Source organism: Agromyces binzhouensis, from assembly GCF_042672355.1.
Lineage (GTDB): Bacteria > Actinomycetota > Actinomycetes > Actinomycetales > Microbacteriaceae > Agromyces > Agromyces binzhouensis.
Genome location: NZ_JBHXVJ010000004.1, coordinates 46,957 through 66,680, shown reverse-complemented (window position 1 = coordinate 66,680; position 19,724 = coordinate 46,957). Strand labels below are relative to the sequence as shown.

Here is a 19,724-nt window from a genome sequence, read left to right as displayed (position 1 = left end):
GAAGGAGCACCCGATGCCCAGTGAACCGAACACCGGCAATGGCCTGAATGCGTTCTCGATGCACGCGTGGGACGACTCGTCGACCGGTGCGCTCCGCCAGTTGCGAAGTGAGCGAGCGGCCCATCTCGGGATGGCTCCCGAGGGCCTCTCCGACCTGACGAACGTGGACCCGGAGACGGCAGCGCGCATGTACCTCAGCCAGGCCCTGGAAAGCCCCGCCGCGCCGACCTTCACCGCCCCGGAGTCGCAGGGTGCAGCGAGCGTGTTCAAGACGATCGACACCGAGACCGTCCCGCTCACCGGCACACGCATCGTGAAGTTCCGCCAGACCCTGAACGGCATCCCGGTCTACGGCTCGCTCGTGAGCGTCGAGGTCGACGAGGCCAACGACCTGGTGGCCATCGACTCGGCTCTCGGCGAGCCGTCGGGTGTCGAACCCATCGCGGCGATCTCTCCTTCTGCGGCGCTCGAGACGGTGAGGGGAGCGCCCGACGGCTACGCTCCCGCCCTGGACGGCGTCGTCCCGCAACTCCAGTACTACTTCGACCGAGAAGCCGACACGTGGCGGCTCGTCTACTTCCTCGAGGACGTGCCGGTCGCGCTGTCCGACGAGGAGCGAGCTGCCGACGCCGAGTACGAGCTGGAACCACCCCATTTCGTCGACTTCGTCGTCGACGCGCACCACGGCAACGTGGTCGCGGTACTGCCGAGGACGCCGAGCGCTGTCGCCGCCGACACGCAGACGGCCGTCGACGCATTCGGTCAGCAGCGCACGATGCTCGCGTCGACCGACGGGGAGCGGCTCGTCCTCCGCGATCCGGTGCACAACGTCGAAACCTATGACTTCCGTTTCGGGGATCCGGACATGAACTCCCACCTGCTCCCGGGGGAACTGATCGTCAATCCCCCGACCTGGTCACCGGCGGCCGTCAGTTCGCACGCGAACGCCGCGGCCATCTCCGAGTTCATGCGCACCGTCCTTCGTCGGAACAACATCGACAACCTCGGCGGGGCGATGGTCTCGACCGTCAACTGCGTGGTCGCGGCAGACAGCCGCGGCAACAACGAGTGGCGGAACGCGTACTGGAGCCCTCGAGCGAGGCAGATGGTGTATGGACAGGTGTTGCGGGGAAACGAGCTGAGGTCCCTGGCGGCGAACGTCGACGTGGTGGCCCACGAGATCTTCCATGGCGTCACCGACCTCACCTCCCGCCTGGAGTATGCCTTCCAACCCGGCGCATTGAACGAGTCCTACTCGGACATCTTCGGCACGATCATCGCCAACTTCGACAACGATGATCCGCGCTCATGGGATTGGCAGCTCGGCGACCGGCTGCTTCCTGGTGACGAGCCCTTCCGTGACCTCTCCGACCCACCACGCTTCAATCAGCCGGATCACATGGACGACTTCAGGGTCTTGCCGAACACGCGCCTGGGTGACTACGGCGGCGTCCACATCAACAGTGGGATCCACAACAAGGCAGCCTTCAATCTCCTGACCGCCCGAGGCGAGGACGATCTCCCGACGCTCACGACGACGGAGGTGGCAGCCGTCTTCTACCTCGCACTGACGCAGCGGCTGTCGCGTACCTCCCAGTTCGCCGACAGCCGACGCGCGGTCATCTCGAGCGCGCGCAGCCTCTTCCGCGCGCTTCCCCTCGATCAGCAGACGAAGAAGCTCTCGGCAATCGAAGCCGCCTTCGATGAGGTCGGGATCGTCTGAGCCGCCCAGCACGCCGATGCGGAGGAGACGTCCGCGATGAGCCCCTGACCCGGGACCGGCCGTGGAATGGGATGGCACGATCGACGCACGACGGCGGGCAGAGACGACTGCGGGTGGGCGTGTCCGACTGCCGAGAGACACAAGTCCGGCGCGGGTTCGACCGCCGTGCCTCGTCGATAGCGACAGATTCGCCCCTCAAGCGGATGGCCGCGCCTACAGTCCGAACATGACTGATTTCCGTCCGCCCGTCGCCGACCTGGCGTACACGCTCGCGCACGTCGTGGGCTACGACCGGGTCGCCGAGCTTCCGGGCTTCGAGCATGCAGACCTCGACATGGTCACCGAGATCCTCGGGGAGGTCGGCGGCTTCATGGCCGAGGTCGTCGCACCCACCAACCGCGCCGGCGACGTGGAGGGCGCCCGCCTGAACGCCGACGGCACGGTGACGACACCCACCGGGTTCCGGGAGGCGTACGCCGCCTATGTCGAGGCCGGCTGGGGGTCGGTCCCCCTGCCGGAGGCGTTCGGCGGCGGCGACTTCCCGCGCACGGTGGGCCTCGCCATCCAGGAACTGACGATGGAGGCCAACATGGCCTTCTCGCTCGCGCCCCTGCTCACGCAGGGCGCGATCGAGGCCCTCCTGCACTACGGCAGCGATGAGCAGAAGCAGGCCTGGCTGCCCAAGATGGTCAGCGGCGAGTGGTCCGGCACGATGAACCTCACCGAGCCGCACGCCGGCTCCGACGTGGGCGCCCTCACGACGAAGGCCGTCAAGCGCCCCGACGGCACGTACGGCATCACCGGCCAGAAGATCTACATCACGTTCGGCGACCACGACCTGAGCGAGCAGATCGTGCACCTCGTGCTGGCCCGCACCCCCGACGCGCCCGCCGGCACCAAGGGCATCTCGTGCTTCATCGTGCCGAAGTTCCTCGTGAACGACGACGGCTCGCTCGGCGAGCGCAACGGCGTGCACACGCTCGGCGTCGAGCACAAGATGGGCATCCACGGCTCCCCCACCTGCGTGCTGTCGTACGAGGACGCCACGGGGTACCTCATCGGCGACCAGAACTTCGGCATGCGCATCATGTTCGTGATGATGAACAGCGCGCGCCTCTCGGTGGGCACGCAGGGGCTCGCGGTGGCCGAGCGCGCGTACCAGCAGTCGCTCGACTACGCGAAGGATCGCATCCAGGGCCGCGCGATCGGCGCCACGGAGGACTCGCCGATCATCGACTTCCCCGACGTGCGCCGCATGCTCATGACGCAGAAGTCGTACATCGCCGCGCTCCGCCGCATGATGCTGCTGAACGCCGTGCACGTGGACATCTCCACCCACCATCCGGATGCCGCGACCCGCGCCCGCGCCGACGAGATCGTGGGACTGCTCACCCCCATCTGCAAGTCGTTCGGCACCGACCTCGGCAACGAGCTCACGTCCCTCGCGCTGCAGGTCCACGGCGGCATGGGCTTCATCGAGGAGACCGGCGCCGCCCAGCACTACCGCGACGTGCGCATCGCCGCGATCTACGAGGGCACGAACGGCATCCAGGCCGCCGACCTCGTGGGGCGCAAGCTCGGCGTCCGCGGCGGGGCATCCGCCCTCGAGTTCATCGCCTCGATGCGCGACCTCGACGGCGAGCTCGCGGCGGCGGGCGATGAGTTCGCGTCGATCAGGGCGCAGCTGAACACGAGTCTCGACGAGCTCGAGCAGACGACGGCGTGGATGCTGAACACCGGCGCCTCCGACCCGAACTCGGTGCTCGCGGGCTCCAGCCCGTACCTGCGCATGTGGGGGCTGGTGGTCGGCGGATGGCTCCTCGCGAAGTCCGCGCTCGCCGCCCGGGAGCTCGACGGCGACGCCATCGGCGCGACGCAGCTGCCGCTGGCCCGGTTCTACGCCGAGCAGCTGCTCCCCGCGGTGTCCGGCCTCGTCGGCCCCGCGACCGCCGGGTCGCGCGACCTGTTCGCACTCGACGCCGACGCGCTCGGCGACGTGGTGCGGCGCACGGCGCGCGTCTGACGCGTCGCCGTCAGAGGTCACCGGGGGTCGCGCCGATCGGCGCGGCCCCCGGCTCCGTTCGAGCGGACGTCGCGCGTGGCGCCGACGCCGCACGCTCGGTCTCGGTCTCGGTCTCGGCGTCGGCCTCGGCCTCGCGACGCCGCTCCACGGGCTTCTGAAGGAAGTATGCGCCGAGCGAGCCCGCGAGCGTCGCGAACACCACGACCGAGTACACCGACAGCACCACGTGCAGCATCCGGGTGAGGGTCGAGTCCCCGTCGAGCGGAGCGCCCGTGACCGTCGCGAGCGCGGTCTGGTACAGGGCCTCGCCGTAGCTGATGCCGACGCCGGTGAGGTAGTGCAGCTGGCTGGCCGCGAGGATGACCACCGCCGTGACGGCGGCCAGCACGGCGATCCGATCCGACACCAGCCGCCCGGCCGACCGTGAGCCGCGGACACCGGCCGAGAGCACGCCGCCGAGCCGCGCGATCGGCGCGACGCGGAAGAACGTGAGCACCCGGAAGAAGCGGAGGAACGGCACGGCGAGGAACAGGACCTGCCACCAGTTGCGCCGCCAGAACGCCGCCGACCGGGCGACGAACGCGCGCAGGGCGAACTCCGCCACGAAGATCGACCAGAAGATCCATCCCAAGACGGAGAAGACCGTCGTGAGCGTCGGATCCTGCGCGAGCACCTGCCCGAGCACCACGAACAGGAACAGGATGCCGAGGATGCCCATCGGGCGGTCCAGGCGCTTCGCCAGGCGCTCGGCGGCGTTCATGCGCTCCGCTTCGGGCCGCTCGCGCGGGCGCGCCGCGGCGAGCGCCTCGCGGCGGGTCGGCGGGTCGGCCTCCGCGCGAGCCGGGGCAGCGACCTCGGCCCGGACCGGCACCGACGACGTGCCCGTGTCGGGTTCGTCCGTCACCGTGGACCGCGCCGGGTCCCGCCGCCTGTCCATTCGAGCGCACCTCCCCCGACACGGTAGGTCGGCCGGCAGCCCGGCGCACGTGGTCGACTCGAGGCGGCGGATGCGCTAGAGGGCGTGGAGTCGAGGGGTTCCCGCCTGCCGCGAGGCCGCATCGGGAAGCGAACGACCCAAGTTGTCTTTCCTCGCGATCCGGAAATCTCGTGTCGTCTCGGATTGGACCGGGATTCCTTGAGAGAACGGATGCCGCGCGAGCCACTCCACTCGAGGCGGCTGGGAACGTCTCGGACGGCATCGAGTGCATATTCCGGTCTGAGCAGTCCGACGCCATGACGCTGTGGCAGGGACGACCGGCACGGGAATGGCAGCCGCCGAGGTATGGTTGTAGGTACAACCAAATCGATACCCGCGGAGGCCGGCATGACGACGGAACCGAGTCCAGCCCGATCGAGCGCGGCGCCCGACCGCACGCTCAGCGCAGCGACCGGCATGGCCGCGGTCACGTTGCGGGTCGGCGACCTCGAGGGGATGTCGTCGTACTACACGAACGCCCTTGCGCTCGCGCCGCTCGAGGAGCGCGCTCGGGGCGCGGAGGTGCACCGCGTCCTCGGGCGCGGGAGCACGCCGATGCTGCGGCTCGTCAGCACGCCCGGACTTCCGGCCGGGAGCCCGCGGGAGGCCGGGCTGTTCCACACCGCGTTCCTGTTCGACGATGCGGCGACATTGGCCGCGACGGTACTCCGTGCGGCGCAGGACCCGCGCTCCCGTTTCGCAGGGTCGAGTGACCACCTCGTCAGCGAAGCGTTCTACTTCACCGACCCCGAGGGCAACGGCATCGAGCTGTACACCGATCGCGCCCGCGACCAGTGGCGGTACGTGAACGGCGAACTGCAGATGTCGACGCTGCACCTCGACCCGAACGCGTACCTGCAGAAGCACCTGACGAATGCCGCGATCGGTGCCGTCGGCGAGGCTCACGGCCGGGTCGGGCACGTGCACCTGCAGGTCGGCGAGCTGTCAGCCGCTCGCACGTTCTACGTCGACGCGCTCGGGTTCGAGACGACCGTCGCCACTTATCCCGGCGCGCTGTTCGCGTCCGCCGGAGGCTATCACCATCACGTGGCCATGAACACGTGGAACAGCGCCGGGGCGGGCCCTCGCGCAGCGAGCCTCGGACTCGGCGACGTCGCGATCGCGGTACCCACGCGCGAGGACCTCGACGCGCTCACCGCGCGACTCGCCCATTACCGGCTCCCGTTCGCCGACCACGGGCAGCAGGTCGTCCTCGCGGACCCCTGGGGCACGCAGGTCACCGTGGCGTTGCCCGGCGCCGGCATCGAAGAGGTGCTCGCACGATGACCCTGCGCGCGCTCGCCTCGACAGACCTCCGCGAGAACCCCGCCCGCGTGGCGCTCTTCCTGCACGGGTACGGCTCGAATGCCCGGAACCTCACCGGGCTCGCCTCGGCCCTCCCGGCCGGGATGCCCTGGGCGTCGCTCGAAGCGCCGATCCCGCTGGCCCCGGGAGCATCGGCCTGGTTCCACATCACCGAACCCGGCGACCCGGATCCTGCCCCCGTCGGAGCCGCGACCGACGCGATCTGGTCCTGGGTGGACGACGTGCTGCCCCCTGAGACCACGCTCGTGCCGATCGGGTTCTCCCAAGGCGGCCTGATGGCGACGCAGCTCCTGCGCACCCGGCCCGACCGCGCACGCACTGCGGTCGTGCTCGGCGGGTTCGTGCAGGCGGCCGCGCAGCCCGCGGACGCACTGCTGAGGGAGGAGCGCCCCGAGGTCTTCTCCGGGCGGGGCGAGGACGACCGGGTCATCACCACCGCCGCCGTCGAGCGCACCGACGCCTGGCTGCGGGAGCACGCCACCGCGACGTCGCGGCGCTACCCGGGCCTCGCGCACGGCATCGACGCACGGATGCTGGCCGACGTGCAGGCGTTCCTGAATCCGGCGACGCCGTGAACGACGCGTTCGAGATCGGCATCTTCACCTTCGGCGAGCTCTCGGGAGGTGCGCACGACCCCCGGACGCGGCTGGAGCAGGTCCTCGAATGGGCGCGGGTCGCCGACGAGGCGGGGCTCGACGTGTTCGGGGTGGGCGAGCATCACCGGCCGGACTTCGCCGTCTCATCCCCGCAGGTGATCCTCGCGGCCGCCGCCCGCGAGACCGAACGCATCCGGCTCACCAGCACGGTCACGGTGCTCTCGAGCGCGGACCCTGTGCGCCTGTTCGAGGAGTTCGCGACACTCGACCTCCTGAGCGGGGGTCGCGCCGAGCTCACCGCGGGGCGCGGCGCGTACCTCGAGTCGTTCCCGCTGTTCGGGCAGGATCTCAGTCGATACGACGAGTACTTCGCCGACCGGCTCGATCTCCTGCTCGAACTGCGCACGTCCGATGTCGTCTCCTGGGAGGGCACGACTCGGCCGGCGCTCCACGAGGCCGGAGTATGGCCGCGCCCCCTCCAGGACGAGCTGCCCGTGTGGCTCGCAGTCGGCGGCACTCCGGAATCAGCGTTCCGCGCGGGCGCCCTCGGGCTGCCGATGTACCTCGCTGTGCTGGGCGCGCCGGCACGCTTCGCGCCGCTCGCGGCACTCCACCGCGAGGCCGCGGCGCACGCTGGCCACCCCGCTCCGAGGCTCGGCGTGACCTCGCACTTCTTCGCGGCCAGGACGACGAACGAGGCCCGGGAGACGTTCTTCCCGCACTACGCGGCGTACTTCGCCCAGAACATGCCGCGCACCTCCCGACTGGACCGGGAAACGCTCGACGCGTGGGCCGGCCCCGGCGGTGCGCTCTTCGCCGGCAGCCCGTCGGAGATCGTCGACAAGATCCTCTGGGAGCGAGAGATCCTCGGACACTCCAGGTTCCTCGCCCAGGTCGGGCTCGGCGGGCTTGGTCAACGCGAGACCCTGAAGTCCATCGAGCTGCTGGCGACGGAGGTGCTTCCCGAGGTGCGGCAGGCATTGTGACGCTCGTCACAGCGCGCCGCCAGCTCCGACTCCTCCGCCAGGGTGAACCGAGCCCGGGTACAGCACCTCGTGCGTGCGCTCGGTCCGGTCCGGTGCGGTGGCCACCACCGCGAGGGTGAACGCGGGCAGGCGCGGCACGCCGGTGTCGAGGTCGTAGGACTTCGTCGCGCCCGACGCGAGCTGGCCGCCCCCGACCGTCCCATAGGGCGACCGGATCACGACGTCCACCGGCGTGGCTCCGTCATTCGCCGGGGTCATCGTGAGCACCTGCGATCCTCGGACCTTCGTGCCGGTCACCGCTATCGCGAGGTCACCGTCTCTGCGCGTTCGAGTGTCACGCACGCGGTGTCCACGACCTCGACGCTCGGCATTGTTGCGCGCTCGAAGGCAAGCCCGCCGGACGTCGAGCAGTCAACGTCACCGTCGGGGTCATCGGCCCGTGAGCTTGGTCGGCTCGGCCGGACGATGCGCCGGCGAGGGGGTCGACCGGAACCCGGACCGCCCCCTCACCGACGCTCCGCGGATTGGATCAGGCAAGTCCGATCTGCTGATAGAACGTGAGGTTGTCCCAGAACAGGAACTCCTCGTCCATCGTGCCCTGCCGATTCCAGATTCCGACCGTGGCCATGTTGATGGCGTAGGCCTTCCCGTTCGGCTGGATGAATCCGCCCTTGCCATCCGGCATCGGGCGCGTGAAGGTGCCGCGCATCACGCCCGTCACCGCGGTGAGCTCGTTGGTCGCCAGGCGGAAGGGGTGCTCCAGGATCCGCGTGTCCGGTGCCCAGACGAACAGCGCGGCGAGGTCTGCGATGTGCGTGTCGATCCCGTCCGTGTAGTGCCCGTCGGGCCAGTGCACTCGGATGTGCTCGGCGTGGCTCTCGCCGAGACGATCCCAGTCCGCGTGGGTGAAGACGTCGAAGTCCAGCGCGTCGAACGTCTCGAGGTTCGAGCGCTCGGCGCTGCTGAGCCCCTTCGGGAAGTCCGGGTTGGGCACCGGGTCGGTGGCGGGGTCTCCGATGGGGCCGCCCCATGCCGTCTGGGCGGCGCCTCCTCCGTCGGCGACGGAACCGAGCGCGACCGCGCCGAATGCCGCGGCCGATCCGTACTGCATCAGTGTGCGACGACTGAGCATGTGTTCTCTCCTTGATCGTGGCGGCCTCCTGCGGGTCGCCGAGGATGAGACAGTATCCATTCGTTAGTGCTTACTGCAAGTGAGTGCTGCGATTCAGTATGTGCATTCTTTTGCGAAGCACTCTCTGCTGGGTATACTGCAACGGTGAGGATTGACGGCGAAGATCCGAGCGCCCCGGAAGGCGGCGAGCAGGAGTACGACGTCTTCGCGCGGACGTGCCCGTCGCGGCCGACGCTCGAGCACATCACGGGCAGATGGGGGGCGCTCGTCCTCGGCGCACTCAATGACGGGCCCCTGCGATTCAACGAACTCGGACGCCGCGTCGATGGCGTGAGCCAGAAGATGCTCTCGCAGACCGTGCACGCGCTCGAGCGCGACGGCTTCGTCGAGCGAGAGGTGATGGGGACCATCCCACCCCACGTCGAGTACAGCCTCACGCCGATCGGTCGGCACACGTCGAAGATCCTCGTGGACCTCTTCTCCCATCTCGAGGGACACATGCCGAATGTGCTCGAGGCCCGCCGAAGGTACGACGAGCAGCGCAGGGCCTGAACTCCGTGACGGACGCATGGGCCGGCGATGTTCACCCCGACGATGGTGGGGGGCTCCGGAACTGTTGCGGGCTCACGTTCCGCCCCTCCGATCGAGTCGTGCGGCACGTATTCTCCCGCGAGCATCGCAACGAGCGGGTGCCCACGGCGAGTGTGGACGCCGTGCGCGCCAGTTCGCGTAGCTCTTGAACGACGAAACGTCGCGTCGGACGTCTTCGATCCAGGCATTGGCCGCGTCGTCGCTCTAGACCCACGTGTCGGGCCGTGCAGAGATCATCGAGCTAATGCGCGACACTCTCGGTCAGTATGTGGTCAGGCGAATCGAGACGAGCGGTCTACGTTCGGCCCGAAGGGCCTGAGATCCGCGAGATTCTGCTGTTGTAGCGAGGGCGGGACTCGAACCCGCGACACCACGATTATGAGCCGTGTGCTCTAACCACCTGAGCTACCCCGCCGCGAGGCTTCTCCGGCGAACCGGAGGAACCAGAGCCCCGAGTCAGGATTGAACTGACGACCCCTTCCTTACCATGGAAGTGCTCTACCACTGAGCTATCGGGGCGTGTGCCGCTGTCGCGGCAACCACACGAGAATATCACCTCGGCGCGCGTGCGTTAAATCGGTGGGCGGCCGCTCGATCAGAGGCTCGTCGGCACCCCGGAGGAGTACGCCGCGCCGGCGAAGATCGCCACGATGAACAGCACGTAGAGCACGATCGCGAGGCCCATTCCGATGGTCAGGACGTAGCCGAAGATCAGTCCGGTGAGCGCCGCTCCGGCGCCCTGCTCGCCCGTGCGGCGGATCTGTGCGCGGGCGATGTGCCCGCACACGATCGCGGCGATCGAACTGATCGGACCGAGCATCAACGCGCCGAGCCCCAGCCCGAACGCGACCCAGGCGAGCACGTTCTGCGGGGCCGCGACGGGAGGCGTCCACGGCACGGGCGCCGCGCCGTGCACGGATCCGTAGGCCGGAGCCGCGGGGCCGTAGGCGGACGCGGAATCGGCGTAGCCCGTGTCGCCGGGTGCCGCCATGAGCGGCGCGGTACCGTACGGCAGCGTCGCGGCGTCGGATGGCCCTGCGGGCGGGACCGGGGGCGCGGGCGGGACGGGCGGGGGCGTGAGGGCGCTCATGGCAGGGCTGCTCCGGGGTTCGGATGACGGGAGGACGCGCGGGTGGGTCAGGCCGCCATGCTATCGCTCGGAGCGAGGGCGAGCCGGAGGCATCCGTCGCCCCAGCGGGTCGCTCAGGGCGGCCGCGTCTGCTGCCACGCTGCTGCGCGCCAGCGAGACCAAGTGGGACCGACCGTGAACGTGGATGGACGGCGGCGAATGTCGTCAGTTTCGGTGGGTACGACGGGCTTCACACCCGCCGATGGTGACGACGTTCCCACCCGGCAGCGGAGCCCGGAAGCGGTCCGTCGGTGACGCGCCGACGATCGGGGGGCGCTCGGAGTTCCGCAACCCCACGCGCATCGCCGCTCCGCCCGGAGCGAACCGCCTCGCCGACCGCACGACGGGACGGCCGCGTCCTGAGCTCCGGACGCGGCCGCCCCGCGCGGCACCGCCTGTGGCGATCGGGCGCGCCTACTTCACCGCGCCGGCCGAGAGCCCGCCGACGATGTACTTCTGCAGGTAGAGGAAGAGCAGCACGACCGGCAGGGCCGCGATGACGGCGCCCGCCGAGAACGCCGCCCAGTCCGCGTACCGCGGGTTCGAGACGAGCTTCGTGAGGCCGACCGCGAGCGTCTGGTTCTCGGTGTCGATCAGGATCACGGATGCCACGACGTACTCGTTCACCGAGAAGATGAACGAGAGCAGCGCGACGACCGCGAGGATCGGAGCGACGAGGCGCAGGATGATCGTGAAGAAGATGCGCGCGTGACCGGCGCCGTCGATCTTCGCCGCCTCGTCGATCGACGCCGGGATCGTGTTGAAGTACCCGTACATGAGGTACGTGTTCACGCCGAGCGCTCCGCCGAGGTACACCATGATCAGGCCGATGTGGGTGTTCAGGCCGATCGCCGGGAACCAGTCGCTGATCGCGCTCATGACGAGGAAGATCGCGACGACGGCGAGCATCTGCGGGAACATCTGCACGACGACGATCGTGATGAGGCCGAACCGGCGGCCCGTGAACCGCATGCGCGAGAACGCGTACGCCGCGAGCGCACCGAGGAACACCGTCAGGATCGCCGTGATGCCCGCGATGATCAGCGTGTTCGCGAACCAGGTCGTGAACGGCACCTGCGGGTTCGTCAGGATCCGCGCGTACGCGTCGAACCCGATCTGCGAGAACAGGGCGTTCGAACCGGTCAGGGTGCCGTTCGGGTTCAGCGACGAGGAGATCACGAACACGACCGGGAAGAGGGCGAACGCGACGACGACGATGCCGACGAGGTGGCGCCATCCGGTCGCCGCGAACCACTTGCCGAAGCGGAATCGGCGCTTGGGGTGTGCAGGCTGACCGTGATCGACGTGCTCGACAGACTTCGGTCCCGGGATGATCGGCGTCTCACCCCAGAGCAGGCCGTCATCGGGCCCGGGAAGCGTCTTCTTCTCGGCCATCAGTTGATCTCCTCGAGCGACTTGGTGCGGCGGAACGCGATGATCGAGATCACCGCGACCACGATGAAGATGATGATCGAGTACGCCGCGGCGAGGCCGTAGTCGCGGTTCTGGCCGGTGAAGGCCACCTTGTAGACCATCGAGATGAGGATGTCGGTGAAGCCGACCGGGATCGGCGCGCCGGTGTCGCGCGGCCCGCCGTTCGTCAACATGTAGATGACGTTGAAGTTGTTGAAGTTGAACGCGAACGACGCGATGAGCAGCGGCGCGACGGAGACGAGCAGCAGCGGCAGCTTGATGTGACGGAACGTCTGCCACGCCGAGGCGCCGTCGATGCTGGATGCCTCGTTCACGTCGTCCGGGATCGACTGCAACGCACCCGTGCAGATGAGGAACATGTACGGGAACCCGAGCCAGAGGTTCACGATGATCACGGAGAGCTTCGCCATCCATGGATCGGTGAGCCATGGGATCGAGGCCCCGCCGAAGATCACCTGGTTGATGAAGCCGAAGCTCTCGTTCATCATCCCCGCCCAGACGAGCGCCGAGAGGAATGACGGGATCGCGTAGGGGATGATCATCGCGACGCGGTAGTAGCGCCGGCCCTTCATGCGCATGTCGTTGAAGACGATCGCGAGGAACAGGCCCAGGAAGAACGTGGTGGCGACCGAGATGAGCGCGAACGCGAAGGTCCAGAGCGTGACGTACACGAGCGGCCCCGCGAGGCGGGTGTCCGTGACGGCGCGGACGAAGTTGTCGAAGCCGACGGTGATCTGCCAGCCGGGAAGGATCTCGGTGCCGTCCTCGGCGGTGAAGGCGCCCGTGCCGATGTCGGAGTAGACCGTGCCCGTCGAGAGGTCGGTCATGGTGCCCGCGGCCTCGTCGTATTCGAGGTTCGACGTGTAGAGGTAGCCGTTCGATCCGTCGGGGGTTCGGATGGCTCCGTCGTTCGGGTCGTCGGAGAACGGCACGGCGAGCTCGGTGATCTCGTTCGTGCGGGCGATGACGTCGCTGAACTGCAGAGTGGTCCAGCCGTCGACCGCGACGGCCTTGCCGCCGTCGACCTCGGTCGGGTCGACGGGCTGCAGCGGCTGCTCGGTGGTGCCGAGGCTCGCGTCTCCGTCCGGGTCGGTGACGAGCAGGCCGAGCGTGCCGAGCTGGTCGACGACCGTGACCTGGTAGGTGGGCGAGTCGGGCACTCGCTCGAGCGAGGCGGCCATGAGCGAGCTGACCGCCTGCTCCTTGGAGCCGTTGTGCCCGGTTCCGTAGTTGGTGAACGCGATGTAGCCCGTGTAGACCAGCACGAACACCTGGAACAGCACGAGGAAGATGACGCCCGGCGTCAGGTACTTCGCCGGGAGGGTGCGCCGCGAGAAGTAGATCCAGTTGACGAGCGCGGTGACGCCGACCACGATCGCGAGGATCAGCCAGTCCTGCGAGAGCGCGAGGACGAGGATCGCGTAGACCGCGATCGCGTCGACGATGCCGAGCAGCAGGAGCTTGACCAGGATGGAGCGGATGCCGCCTGACGCGGCGTCCGCGATGCGTGCGGCACGCTTCTGCCGCTTCGTGGGCGGAGTCGCCGAGCCGGTGGCGACGTCCTCGTCGATCGTGGTGCTCATCTGCTGCTCTCTCGTTGAACGCTCGGGATGCGAGTGGCTCCGGGCCGGATGCGCGGCGGCATCCGGCCCGGAGCCTCAGGCGTTACTTGGCGTCGATCGCAGCCTGGACGTCGGCGGCGAGCTTCTCCCAGGTCGCCGTCGGGTCCTCGCCGTTGATGATCGAGGCCTCGGCGATGCCCCAGTACTGCCACACCGAACCCATGGCGGGGATGGCCGGCATCGGAACGGCCTCCTGGCCGACGGCCGCGAAGCCCTCGATGATCGGGTCGCTCGAGGCGGTCTCGGCGGCGGCCGAGAGCGCGGGCAGGATGTTGCCCGCCTCGAACAGCTCGAGCTGGACGTCCTCGGTGCCGATGTAGTTCACGAGGAAGTCGTTCGCGGCGACCTTGTTCTCCGACTCGGACGAGACGAAGAAGCCCTTGACGCCGGCGAACGGCGAGGCGGCCTCGCCGGTCGGGCTGGGCACGGTGTCGATCGCGACGTTGAGGCCGGCGTCGATGGCCGAGCCGACGTTCCACGGACCGGTCAGCCAGAAGGCCGCGGTGCCGTCGAGGAAGGCCTGCTTGGCGATGTCGCCGTCGATGTCGGTGTTGAAGACGCCGGTGCCGTTCTTGCCCTGGCCGGCGAGCCAGTTCGCGAACTCCACGCCGCCCTCGTTGCCGAGCTGCAGGTCGCTGGGGTCGTAGCCCTCCGCGCCGCTGCCGAAGACAGGTGCGCCGAACGCCGTCTGGAACGGGTAGAGGTGGTAGGGGTTGCCCTCGGCGCCCTGCTCGACGACGAACGGCTGCTCGAGGCCGGCGGCCTCGCCCTTGGCGATCATGTCGTCGAAGCTCGTCGCGGCCTCGGTGACGAGGTCGGCGTTGCGCAGCACGGCGATGTTCTCGACCGCGTAGGGGAGCATGTAGACGGTGCCCTCGTAGGTCGCCGCGTCGATCGCGACGGGGAGGTAGTCCGCCGACGAGTCGCCGAGCTCGAGCGGAGCCACGACGCCGTTGGTCGAGAGCTCGCCCAGCCAGTCGTGCGCACCCATGGTGATGTCGGGGCCCTCGCCCGTCGGCACCTGCTGGATGAAGTCGTCCTTGATGGTGGCGTTGTCCTTGCCGACGAGTTCGACCTCGACGCCGGTCTCCTCCGTGTAGGCCTCGGCTGCGCCCTTCAGCGCGTCGACGCGCTCGGCGTCGACCCAGACGGTCAGCGTGCCGCCGGCCGATGCGCCGTTGTCGCCCTCGCCCGAGTCGCTGCCGGCGCAGCCAGCGAGACCCAGGGTCGCGACGACGGCGACAGCGCCGGCCGCGAGGAGGCTCTTCTTGTTCACCCGCATTGGTGTGCCCTTCTCAGTGTGCGTGAGATCGGCGCCTTCGCCTGGTGGGGAGTTCCGCGCACCGTGCTCGAAAGGCCGTTCTTCCGTATGTGGTTGCCCGCGATGTGATTGCAAGCGGTTTCAGGTATACCTGCTTCGCGTCACATTGACAACTCGGCGTTACATGATCGATACCGGCTTGGTAGGCTCCTGCGGGGCGCCTGAACGTGCAAGCGCTTCCAGATCACTGAGATTGGCTTAAGGTTTTCTCCATGACTTCCGAATGGTGGCGCACCGCCGCGATCTACCAGATCTACCCCCGGTCCTTCGCCGACGCGAACGGCGACGGCATGGGCGACCTGGCCGGCATCCGCTCGCGCCTGCCCGAACTCGCCGACCTCGGCGTCGACGCGATCTGGCTCTCGCCCTTCTACACGTCGCCCCAGAAGGACGCCGGCTACGACGTCGCGGACTACTGCGACGTCGACCCGCTCTTCGGCACGCTCGCCGACTTCGACGACATGCTCGCCGAAGCCCACCGACTCGGACTGAAGGTCATCGTCGACCTCGTCCCGAACCACTCGAGCGACCGTCACCCCTGGTTCCAGGAGGCGCTCGCCGCCGCCCCCGGCAGCCCCGAGCGCGCCCGCTACATCTTCCGCGACGGGAAGGGCGAGCACGGCGAGCTCCCGCCGAACAACTGGGAGTCGGTCTTCGGCGGGTCGATGTGGACCCGCACCACGAACTCCGACGGCACCCCCGGCCAGTGGTACCTCCACATCTTCGACAGCTCGCAGCCCGACTTCGACTGGGAGCAGGAGGAGGTCCGCGAGGAGTTCCGCCGCATCCTGCGCTTCTGGCTCGATCGCGGCGTCGACGGGTTCCGCGTCGACGTGGCGCACGGCCTCATCAAGGCCGACGGGCTCCCCGACTACACCCCGCCCGCCGACGCCGGCTCGATGGGGGGCAACCAGCACGGCCTCGAGGGCGGTGTCGCGCTGGAGCCCGAGATCCACGACGAGAACGTCGGTGCGCCGTACTGGGGCCAGGAGGGCGTGCACGAGGTCTACCGCGACTGGCGGAAGGTGCTCGACGAGTACGACGGCGAGCGGATCCTCGCCGCCGAGGCGTGGGTCGACCCGCTGGCGCGCGTCGCGAAGTGGGTCCGCCCCGACGAGATGCACCAGGCGTTCAACTTCGCCTACCTCGAGACCCCGTGGGAGGCAGCGCCGCTGCGCTCCGTGATCGACCACTCGATCGAGACGTTCGCGGCGGTCGGCGCACCCTCGACGTGGGTGCTCTCGAACCACGACGTCATCCGCCACGCCTCGCGCCTCGCGCTCACCGCCGACAGCCTGCAGGGCCACGGCATCGGGCCGAAGAGCCCGGGCCTTCCCGACCCCGTCGTCGGCCTTCGCCGCGCACGGGCGGCGACGGCGCTCATGCTCGCCCTCCCCGGCTCCGCCTACATCTACCAGGGCGAGGAGCTCGGCCTGCCCGAAGCCGTCGACCTCCCCGACGAGGCGCGTCAGGACCCGACCTGGTTCCGCACCGACGGCGAGCGCTACGGCCGAGACGGATGCCGCGTGCCGCTGCCCTGGGAGTCCGACGCGCCGTCCTACGGCTTCGGCCCGACCGACACGACCTGGCTCCCGCAGCCGGCCCAGTGGGCGGAGTTCGCCCGCGACCGCCAGCGGGGCGTCGCCGGCTCGACGCTCGAGCTGTACCGCTCGCTCCTCGCCGAGCGCCGCGCGCGCTCGCTCGCGACCGGCGACCTCGAGTGGATCGAGGGCTTCGGCGACGACGTCCTCGCCGTCCGCAACGGGAGCGTGCTCGTCGTGGCGAACACCGGAAGCGACCCGGTCGAGCTCCCCGCGGGCGACGTGATCCTCGCGAGCGCCGTCCTCGACGGCCGCACGCTCCCCGGCGACACCACCGCCTGGCTCGCGGCGTAGCCGCGCGCCGGGCGTCGGGCGACGCGCGCCCCGCGGCGCCCGACCGCGCGCGTTCGCAGGATGACACGCGCCATCCCCTCCGCCCGGGCACCCAGGCGCCCCTCATCCTGCGAATTCGATCGGCCCGGCGCGCGCACGGCCGGGCACCGTCGCGAGTTCGCAGGATGAGCCGCCTCATGCCCGCCGTAGGCGCCACGTGAGCCGCGTCATCCTGCGAACTCGGCGGGTGAGTCACGCGCCGGGATGCCGCCGCGCGAGCGAACGACGCACATCGCGCTCGTGCTCGCGCGCCCGCGCGCCCCATCGGTGCTCACCGCGCTCGACGAGCGCGAGCAGGCCCTCGCGCACGGCGGGCCATTCGTGCATCACCATCGAGTAGCTCACCCTGAAGACCAGGTACCCCCGCATGGCGAGCTCGAAGTCGCGACGCCGGTCGCGCTCGAACTCGGGACCGGTGTGGAATCCCTCACCGTCGATCTCGACGACCAGCCGATCCCCCACGAGCACGTCGACGTACCCGACACCCGCGATCCATGCCTGCGTTCGATGCGGCACGCGGCGTCCACGCAGCAGCAGGCGCACGATCGTCTCGGTCCCGGACTGGCATCCGGCGTCGGCCTCATCCGCGATCCGCCGACGACTCGCACCGAGCATGCCGCGGAGCACCCCGAGATCGTCGCGCGTGATCCTGCCGAGCGAGAGTGCGGAGTCGACCGCGATCTGCGCGTCGAGTCGTGGCGCGCACACCGCCATCTCGGCCAGGGCGAGCACCACTCCGTCGCGCGCGGTCGAGCGGCCCGGAACCGTCCGGTAGTGCACGCAGACGCCATGAGCCGTGCGGTCGAGCGGATTGCGGCGACCGAGCGCCGGCACCGGCGATGGCGACCACAACCGCCCCGCCGTGCGAGGAACGCGCACGTGCAGCCGCCGATCGTCGCGGATCCAGAGCCCCTCGAGCCGTGCGACGGACGCCGCCGTGAGGCTCCCGCCGACCCGGACCGCTCGGACGACGTCGTCCGGCGCATCCGGCACGGCGAACCACCGCTCCCGAACCTGCAGGAGCCCTCCGTCGCGGACCGCAGCCCGGACCGCGGTGCGCGGCACGCCGAGTTCATCGAGGGTCCGGTAGGGCAGCGCTCCGCCGTGGGTTCGGATCGCGGCGGCAGGGTCGACGGACGGAGAGTCGGGCACGCCCCGCAGTCTGGCCGAACGGAGTCGATGCGGAGCCGCCCTGTGCACAACCCACGCGCACCGCGCCCGGCGGGCTGAGCCGTGGGCGAGTTCGCAGGATGCCACGCGCCATGGTCGCGCGAACCGGGCCGACCTTCCGTCTCATCCTGCGAATCCGCGGCGGGCACGGCCCGGGCCGTCATCGACCGGATCGAGTTCGCAGGATGAACGCGTCCATGCGGCTGCCGGGCGGACCGAGACTCGCCTCATCCTCCGAACGCACGGCACGAGCCGAGCCGAACCCGCAACGGCCGGGCCGCAGACGCCCGCAGCGGCCGGGCCGTGGAGACGCGCGGAGCGGCCGCGCCGCCGACGCCGGATGCCGCGTCAGTTGGTGTTCGCGTACAGCCACTCGAGCGGGTCGACCCAGTACCCGTTGATCCCGCCGATGCGAATCTCGAAGTGCAGGTGCGGGCCCGTCGACATGCCGGTGTTGCCGGTCGTGCCGAGGACGTCGCCGACCTCGACGGTGTCGCCGACCTCGAAGCGGCGCGAGCCGTACTCCATGTGCGCGTACACGCTCGTGATGACCTGGCCGTCGATGACGTGGTCGACCATGGTCACGACGCCGAGCGAGCCGCCCGAATCGGTCGAGTTGGACACCACGCCGTCGGCGATGGACTGGATCTGCGCGCCGAGGCCCGGGTTGAAGTCCTGGCCGTGGTGGTCGGACGAGCAGCCGTAGCAGTTGCGGTAGCCGAACCGGTCGCCGATGTGCACGCCCACCGCGAAGGGCCACTGGATCGTGCCGAGCGGGTTGTTCGTGAAGGTCGCCTCGGCGCGGATGCCCGCGGCCTGCGCGTACTCCTCGATGGTCTGCGCCTGGTAGTCCTCGCGGCCGACGCCCGCGGCGAGCGCGCCGCCGGAGATGTCGACGCGCTGCCCGTCGAGCGTGGTGCCGGTGTTCTGCGAGAGCGCCATCGCCTGCACCTCCGCGGGGGTGAGCAGCGAGAGCGAGGGGACGGATGTCGCGACGGCGAGCATCGCGACGAATCCCATGGCGACGACGCTCGCGAACCGCGTCGTCAGCGCGCGCTTCCGAGACGGGCGCGGCGCGGCCTTGGACGAGAAGGGCCCGTCCTGAGCGCGCCCCTCGGGGCGCTGCGGCGCGCGACGATCGGCCGGGGTCCGTCGGCCGACGGGCGTGCGGTGGGCGGATGCCGCGGGGCGCCCGGATTCGTGCGGACCGGCGGACGACGGGGCGGTCCGACCCTCTCGGCGAGCTGCCTCGAGGCTCGCGTCGATGTCCCGGTCCTCGCGGTGGCCGAGCCCGAAGAGGTCGCTCACGTCGGTCGCGGTGATGACGGCGGGGTCGGATGCCGCGGATCGGCGGGCCTCGGCGGGGAGCGAGTCGAGCCTCGGGGCCGGCTGCCCGGCGCGGCGCTCCACGGCCCGGTCGCCGGGACGGCCGGCACGCGGCTCGGAATCCGTCCGTGCGCCGAGTCGGGGGTCACGAGGTCCGGCGGGCGCGTCCGTCGCGGGGCGCGGGGCGCCCTGGCGCTGGGGCGCACCGGCAGCGCGCTCGGGACGGGCGGCTCCCGGGCCGATGCGCGGGTCGGCCTCTGGATGACGGAGCGCACCGGTCTGCCGACCATCCGGCGACTGGGGGGTCGGCCTGCGACCGGGCATCGGACCACGGGGCGCGGCATCGGGCGCGTGGGGCCGCGTCCGATCCGACGGCACCGGACCGGCGGCGCCGTTCGAGACCGGACGCGAGGGCGGAACCGGTCGAGGGGCCGG

General features: G+C 70.0%; 16 protein-coding genes and 2 tRNA genes. 7 read left to right on the top strand and 11 right to left on the bottom strand.

Features of this window, described 5'->3' with window-relative positions:
• Positions 1-13 precede the first annotated feature (13 nt).
• Both ACFVHK_RS08125 and ACFVHK_RS08120 read left to right on the top strand, forming a co-directional pair.
• Entirely contained in the window at positions 14-1,723 is a 1,710-nt protein-coding gene (locus ACFVHK_RS08125) for a M4 family metallopeptidase (protein ID WP_376928374.1), read from the top strand.
• 226 nt (positions 1,724-1,949) lie between these two features.
• On the top strand, positions 1,950-3,746 hold the full coding sequence (locus ACFVHK_RS08120) for an acyl-CoA dehydrogenase (protein WP_376928373.1): 1,797 nt from the start codon (positions 1,950-1,952) through the stop codon (positions 3,744-3,746).
• A gap of 10 nt (positions 3,747-3,756) precedes the next feature.
• Here ACFVHK_RS08120 and ACFVHK_RS08115 read toward each other — a convergent pair whose 3' ends face one another.
• Positions 3,757-4,650, bottom strand: a complete 894-nt coding sequence (locus tag ACFVHK_RS08115) for a hypothetical protein (RefSeq protein ID WP_376928372.1) — start codon at positions 4,648-4,650, stop codon at positions 3,757-3,759.
• A gap of 420 nt (positions 4,651-5,070) precedes the next feature.
• Here ACFVHK_RS08115 and ACFVHK_RS08110 point away from each other — a divergent pair, with 420 nt between their 5' ends.
• The 3 genes from ACFVHK_RS08110 to ACFVHK_RS08100 are packed head-to-tail and all read left to right on the top strand — an operon-like array spanning position 5,071 to position 7,630.
• A complete protein-coding gene (locus ACFVHK_RS08110) occupies positions 5,071-6,009 on the top strand; it encodes a VOC family protein (protein WP_376928371.1) in 939 nt (312 codons plus the stop codon).
• Positions 6,006-6,623 carry an alpha/beta hydrolase gene (locus ACFVHK_RS08105; protein WP_376928370.1) on the top strand — a complete coding sequence of 206 codons (618 nt, stop codon included), beginning with the start codon at positions 6,006-6,008 and terminating at the stop codon, positions 6,621-6,623. Before ACFVHK_RS08110 ends, ACFVHK_RS08105 begins: the two co-directional genes overlap by 4 nt.
• Positions 6,620-7,630: an LLM class flavin-dependent oxidoreductase gene (locus ACFVHK_RS08100; protein ID WP_376928369.1), complete on the top strand. Its 1,011-nt coding sequence runs from the start codon at positions 6,620-6,622 to the stop codon at positions 7,628-7,630. Before ACFVHK_RS08105 ends, ACFVHK_RS08100 begins: the two co-directional genes overlap by 4 nt.
• 6 nt (positions 7,631-7,636) lie before the next feature.
• Here the strand turns inward: ACFVHK_RS08100 and ACFVHK_RS08095 are convergent, their stop codons facing one another.
• Together ACFVHK_RS08095 and ACFVHK_RS08090 are read right to left on the bottom strand one after the other, a co-directional pair.
• The gene (locus ACFVHK_RS08095) at positions 7,637-7,888 is read right to left on the bottom strand and encodes a hypothetical protein (RefSeq protein ID WP_376928368.1); all 252 of its coding nucleotides are present in this window, start codon (positions 7,886-7,888) and stop codon (positions 7,637-7,639) included.
• A 271-nt stretch (positions 7,889-8,159) separates the two neighbouring features.
• Positions 8,160-8,762: an ester cyclase gene (locus ACFVHK_RS08090; RefSeq protein ID WP_376928367.1), complete on the bottom strand. Its 603-nt coding sequence runs from the start codon at positions 8,760-8,762 to the stop codon at positions 8,160-8,162.
• A 144-nt stretch (positions 8,763-8,906) separates the two neighbouring features.
• Between ACFVHK_RS08090 and ACFVHK_RS08085 the strand changes: the two genes are divergently transcribed.
• Positions 8,907-9,314, top strand: a complete 408-nt coding sequence (locus ACFVHK_RS08085; protein ID WP_376928366.1) for a winged helix-turn-helix transcriptional regulator — start codon at positions 8,907-8,909, stop codon at positions 9,312-9,314.
• A gap of 380 nt (positions 9,315-9,694) precedes the next feature.
• Here ACFVHK_RS08085 and ACFVHK_RS08080 read toward each other — a convergent pair.
• The 6 genes from ACFVHK_RS08080 to ACFVHK_RS08055 form a co-directional block, all read right to left on the bottom strand.
• Positions 9,695-9,768 (bottom strand) — tRNA-Met (locus tag ACFVHK_RS08080).
• 32 nt (positions 9,769-9,800) lie between these two features.
• Positions 9,801-9,872: transfer RNA gene (locus ACFVHK_RS08075), tRNA-Thr, on the bottom strand.
• 76 nt (positions 9,873-9,948) lie between these two features.
• On the bottom strand, positions 9,949-10,443 hold the full coding sequence (locus ACFVHK_RS08070; RefSeq protein ID WP_376928365.1) for a DUF4190 domain-containing protein: 495 nt from the start codon (positions 10,441-10,443) through the stop codon (positions 9,949-9,951).
• Between the two features lie 453 nt (positions 10,444-10,896).
• Positions 10,897-11,877 (bottom strand): sugar ABC transporter permease, encoded by a 981-nt coding sequence (locus ACFVHK_RS08065; protein WP_376928364.1) that lies wholly within the window; start codon positions 11,875-11,877, stop codon positions 10,897-10,899.
• A complete protein-coding gene (locus ACFVHK_RS08060) occupies positions 11,877-13,499 on the bottom strand; it encodes an ABC transporter permease subunit (RefSeq protein ID WP_376928363.1) in 1,623 nt (540 codons plus the stop codon). Before ACFVHK_RS08060 ends, ACFVHK_RS08065 begins: the two co-directional genes overlap by 1 nt.
• Before the next feature lie 82 nt (positions 13,500-13,581).
• Positions 13,582-14,820, bottom strand: a complete 1,239-nt coding sequence (locus tag ACFVHK_RS08055; RefSeq protein WP_376928362.1) for a sugar ABC transporter substrate-binding protein — start codon at positions 14,818-14,820, stop codon at positions 13,582-13,584.
• Between the two features lie 251 nt (positions 14,821-15,071).
• Between ACFVHK_RS08055 and ACFVHK_RS08050 the strand changes: the two genes are divergently transcribed.
• Positions 15,072-16,754: a glycoside hydrolase family 13 protein gene (locus ACFVHK_RS08050; protein WP_376928361.1), complete on the top strand. Its 1,683-nt coding sequence runs from the start codon at positions 15,072-15,074 to the stop codon at positions 16,752-16,754.
• A 231-nt stretch (positions 16,755-16,985) separates the two neighbouring features.
• On the opposite strand, the gene ACFVHK_RS08045 is transcribed toward ACFVHK_RS08050, so the two are convergent.
• Together ACFVHK_RS08045 and ACFVHK_RS08040 are read right to left on the bottom strand one after the other, a co-directional pair.
• Complete coding sequence (locus ACFVHK_RS08045) at positions 16,986-17,945, bottom strand: endonuclease domain-containing protein (protein ID WP_376928360.1); 960 nt, start codon at positions 17,943-17,945, stop codon at positions 16,986-16,988.
• 366 nt (positions 17,946-18,311) lie between these two features.
• Positions 18,312-19,373, bottom strand: coding sequence for a M23 family metallopeptidase (locus ACFVHK_RS08040; protein ID WP_376928359.1), 1,062 nt, complete (start codon positions 19,371-19,373; stop codon positions 18,312-18,314).
• Between the last annotated feature and the right edge of the window lie 351 nt (positions 19,374-19,724).

Bases quoted from the DNA above. Each gene is read 5' to 3' on its own strand.
- ACFVHK_RS08120 (WP_376928373.1), top strand. From the start codon at position 1,950: ATGACTGATTTCCGTCCGCCCGTCGCCGACCTGGCGTACACGCTCGCG.
- ACFVHK_RS08125 (WP_376928374.1), top strand. From the start codon at position 14: ATGCCCAGTGAACCGAACACCGGCAATGGCCTGAATGCGTTCTCGATG.
- ACFVHK_RS08065 (WP_376928364.1), bottom strand. From the start codon at position 11,877: ATGGCCGAGAAGAAGACGCTTCCCGGGCCCGATGACGGCCTGCTCTGG.
- ACFVHK_RS08060 (WP_376928363.1), bottom strand. From the start codon at position 13,499: ATGAGCACCACGATCGACGAGGACGTCGCCACCGGCTCGGCGACTCCG.
- ACFVHK_RS08095 (WP_376928368.1), bottom strand. From the start codon at position 7,888: ATGACCCCGGCGAATGACGGAGCCACGCCGGTGGACGTCGTGATCCGG.
- ACFVHK_RS08090 (WP_376928367.1), bottom strand. From the start codon at position 8,762: ATGCTCAGTCGTCGCACACTGATGCAGTACGGATCGGCCGCGGCATTC.
- ACFVHK_RS08055 (WP_376928362.1), bottom strand. From the start codon at position 14,820: ATGCGGGTGAACAAGAAGAGCCTCCTCGCGGCCGGCGCTGTCGCCGTC.
- ACFVHK_RS08110 (WP_376928371.1), top strand. From the start codon at position 5,071: ATGACGACGGAACCGAGTCCAGCCCGATCGAGCGCGGCGCCCGACCGC.
- ACFVHK_RS08050 (WP_376928361.1), top strand. From the start codon at position 15,072: ATGACTTCCGAATGGTGGCGCACCGCCGCGATCTACCAGATCTACCCC.
- ACFVHK_RS08070 (WP_376928365.1), bottom strand. From the start codon at position 10,443: ATGAGCGCCCTCACGCCCCCGCCCGTCCCGCCCGCGCCCCCGGTCCCG.
- ACFVHK_RS08105 (WP_376928370.1), top strand. From the start codon at position 6,006: ATGACCCTGCGCGCGCTCGCCTCGACAGACCTCCGCGAGAACCCCGCC.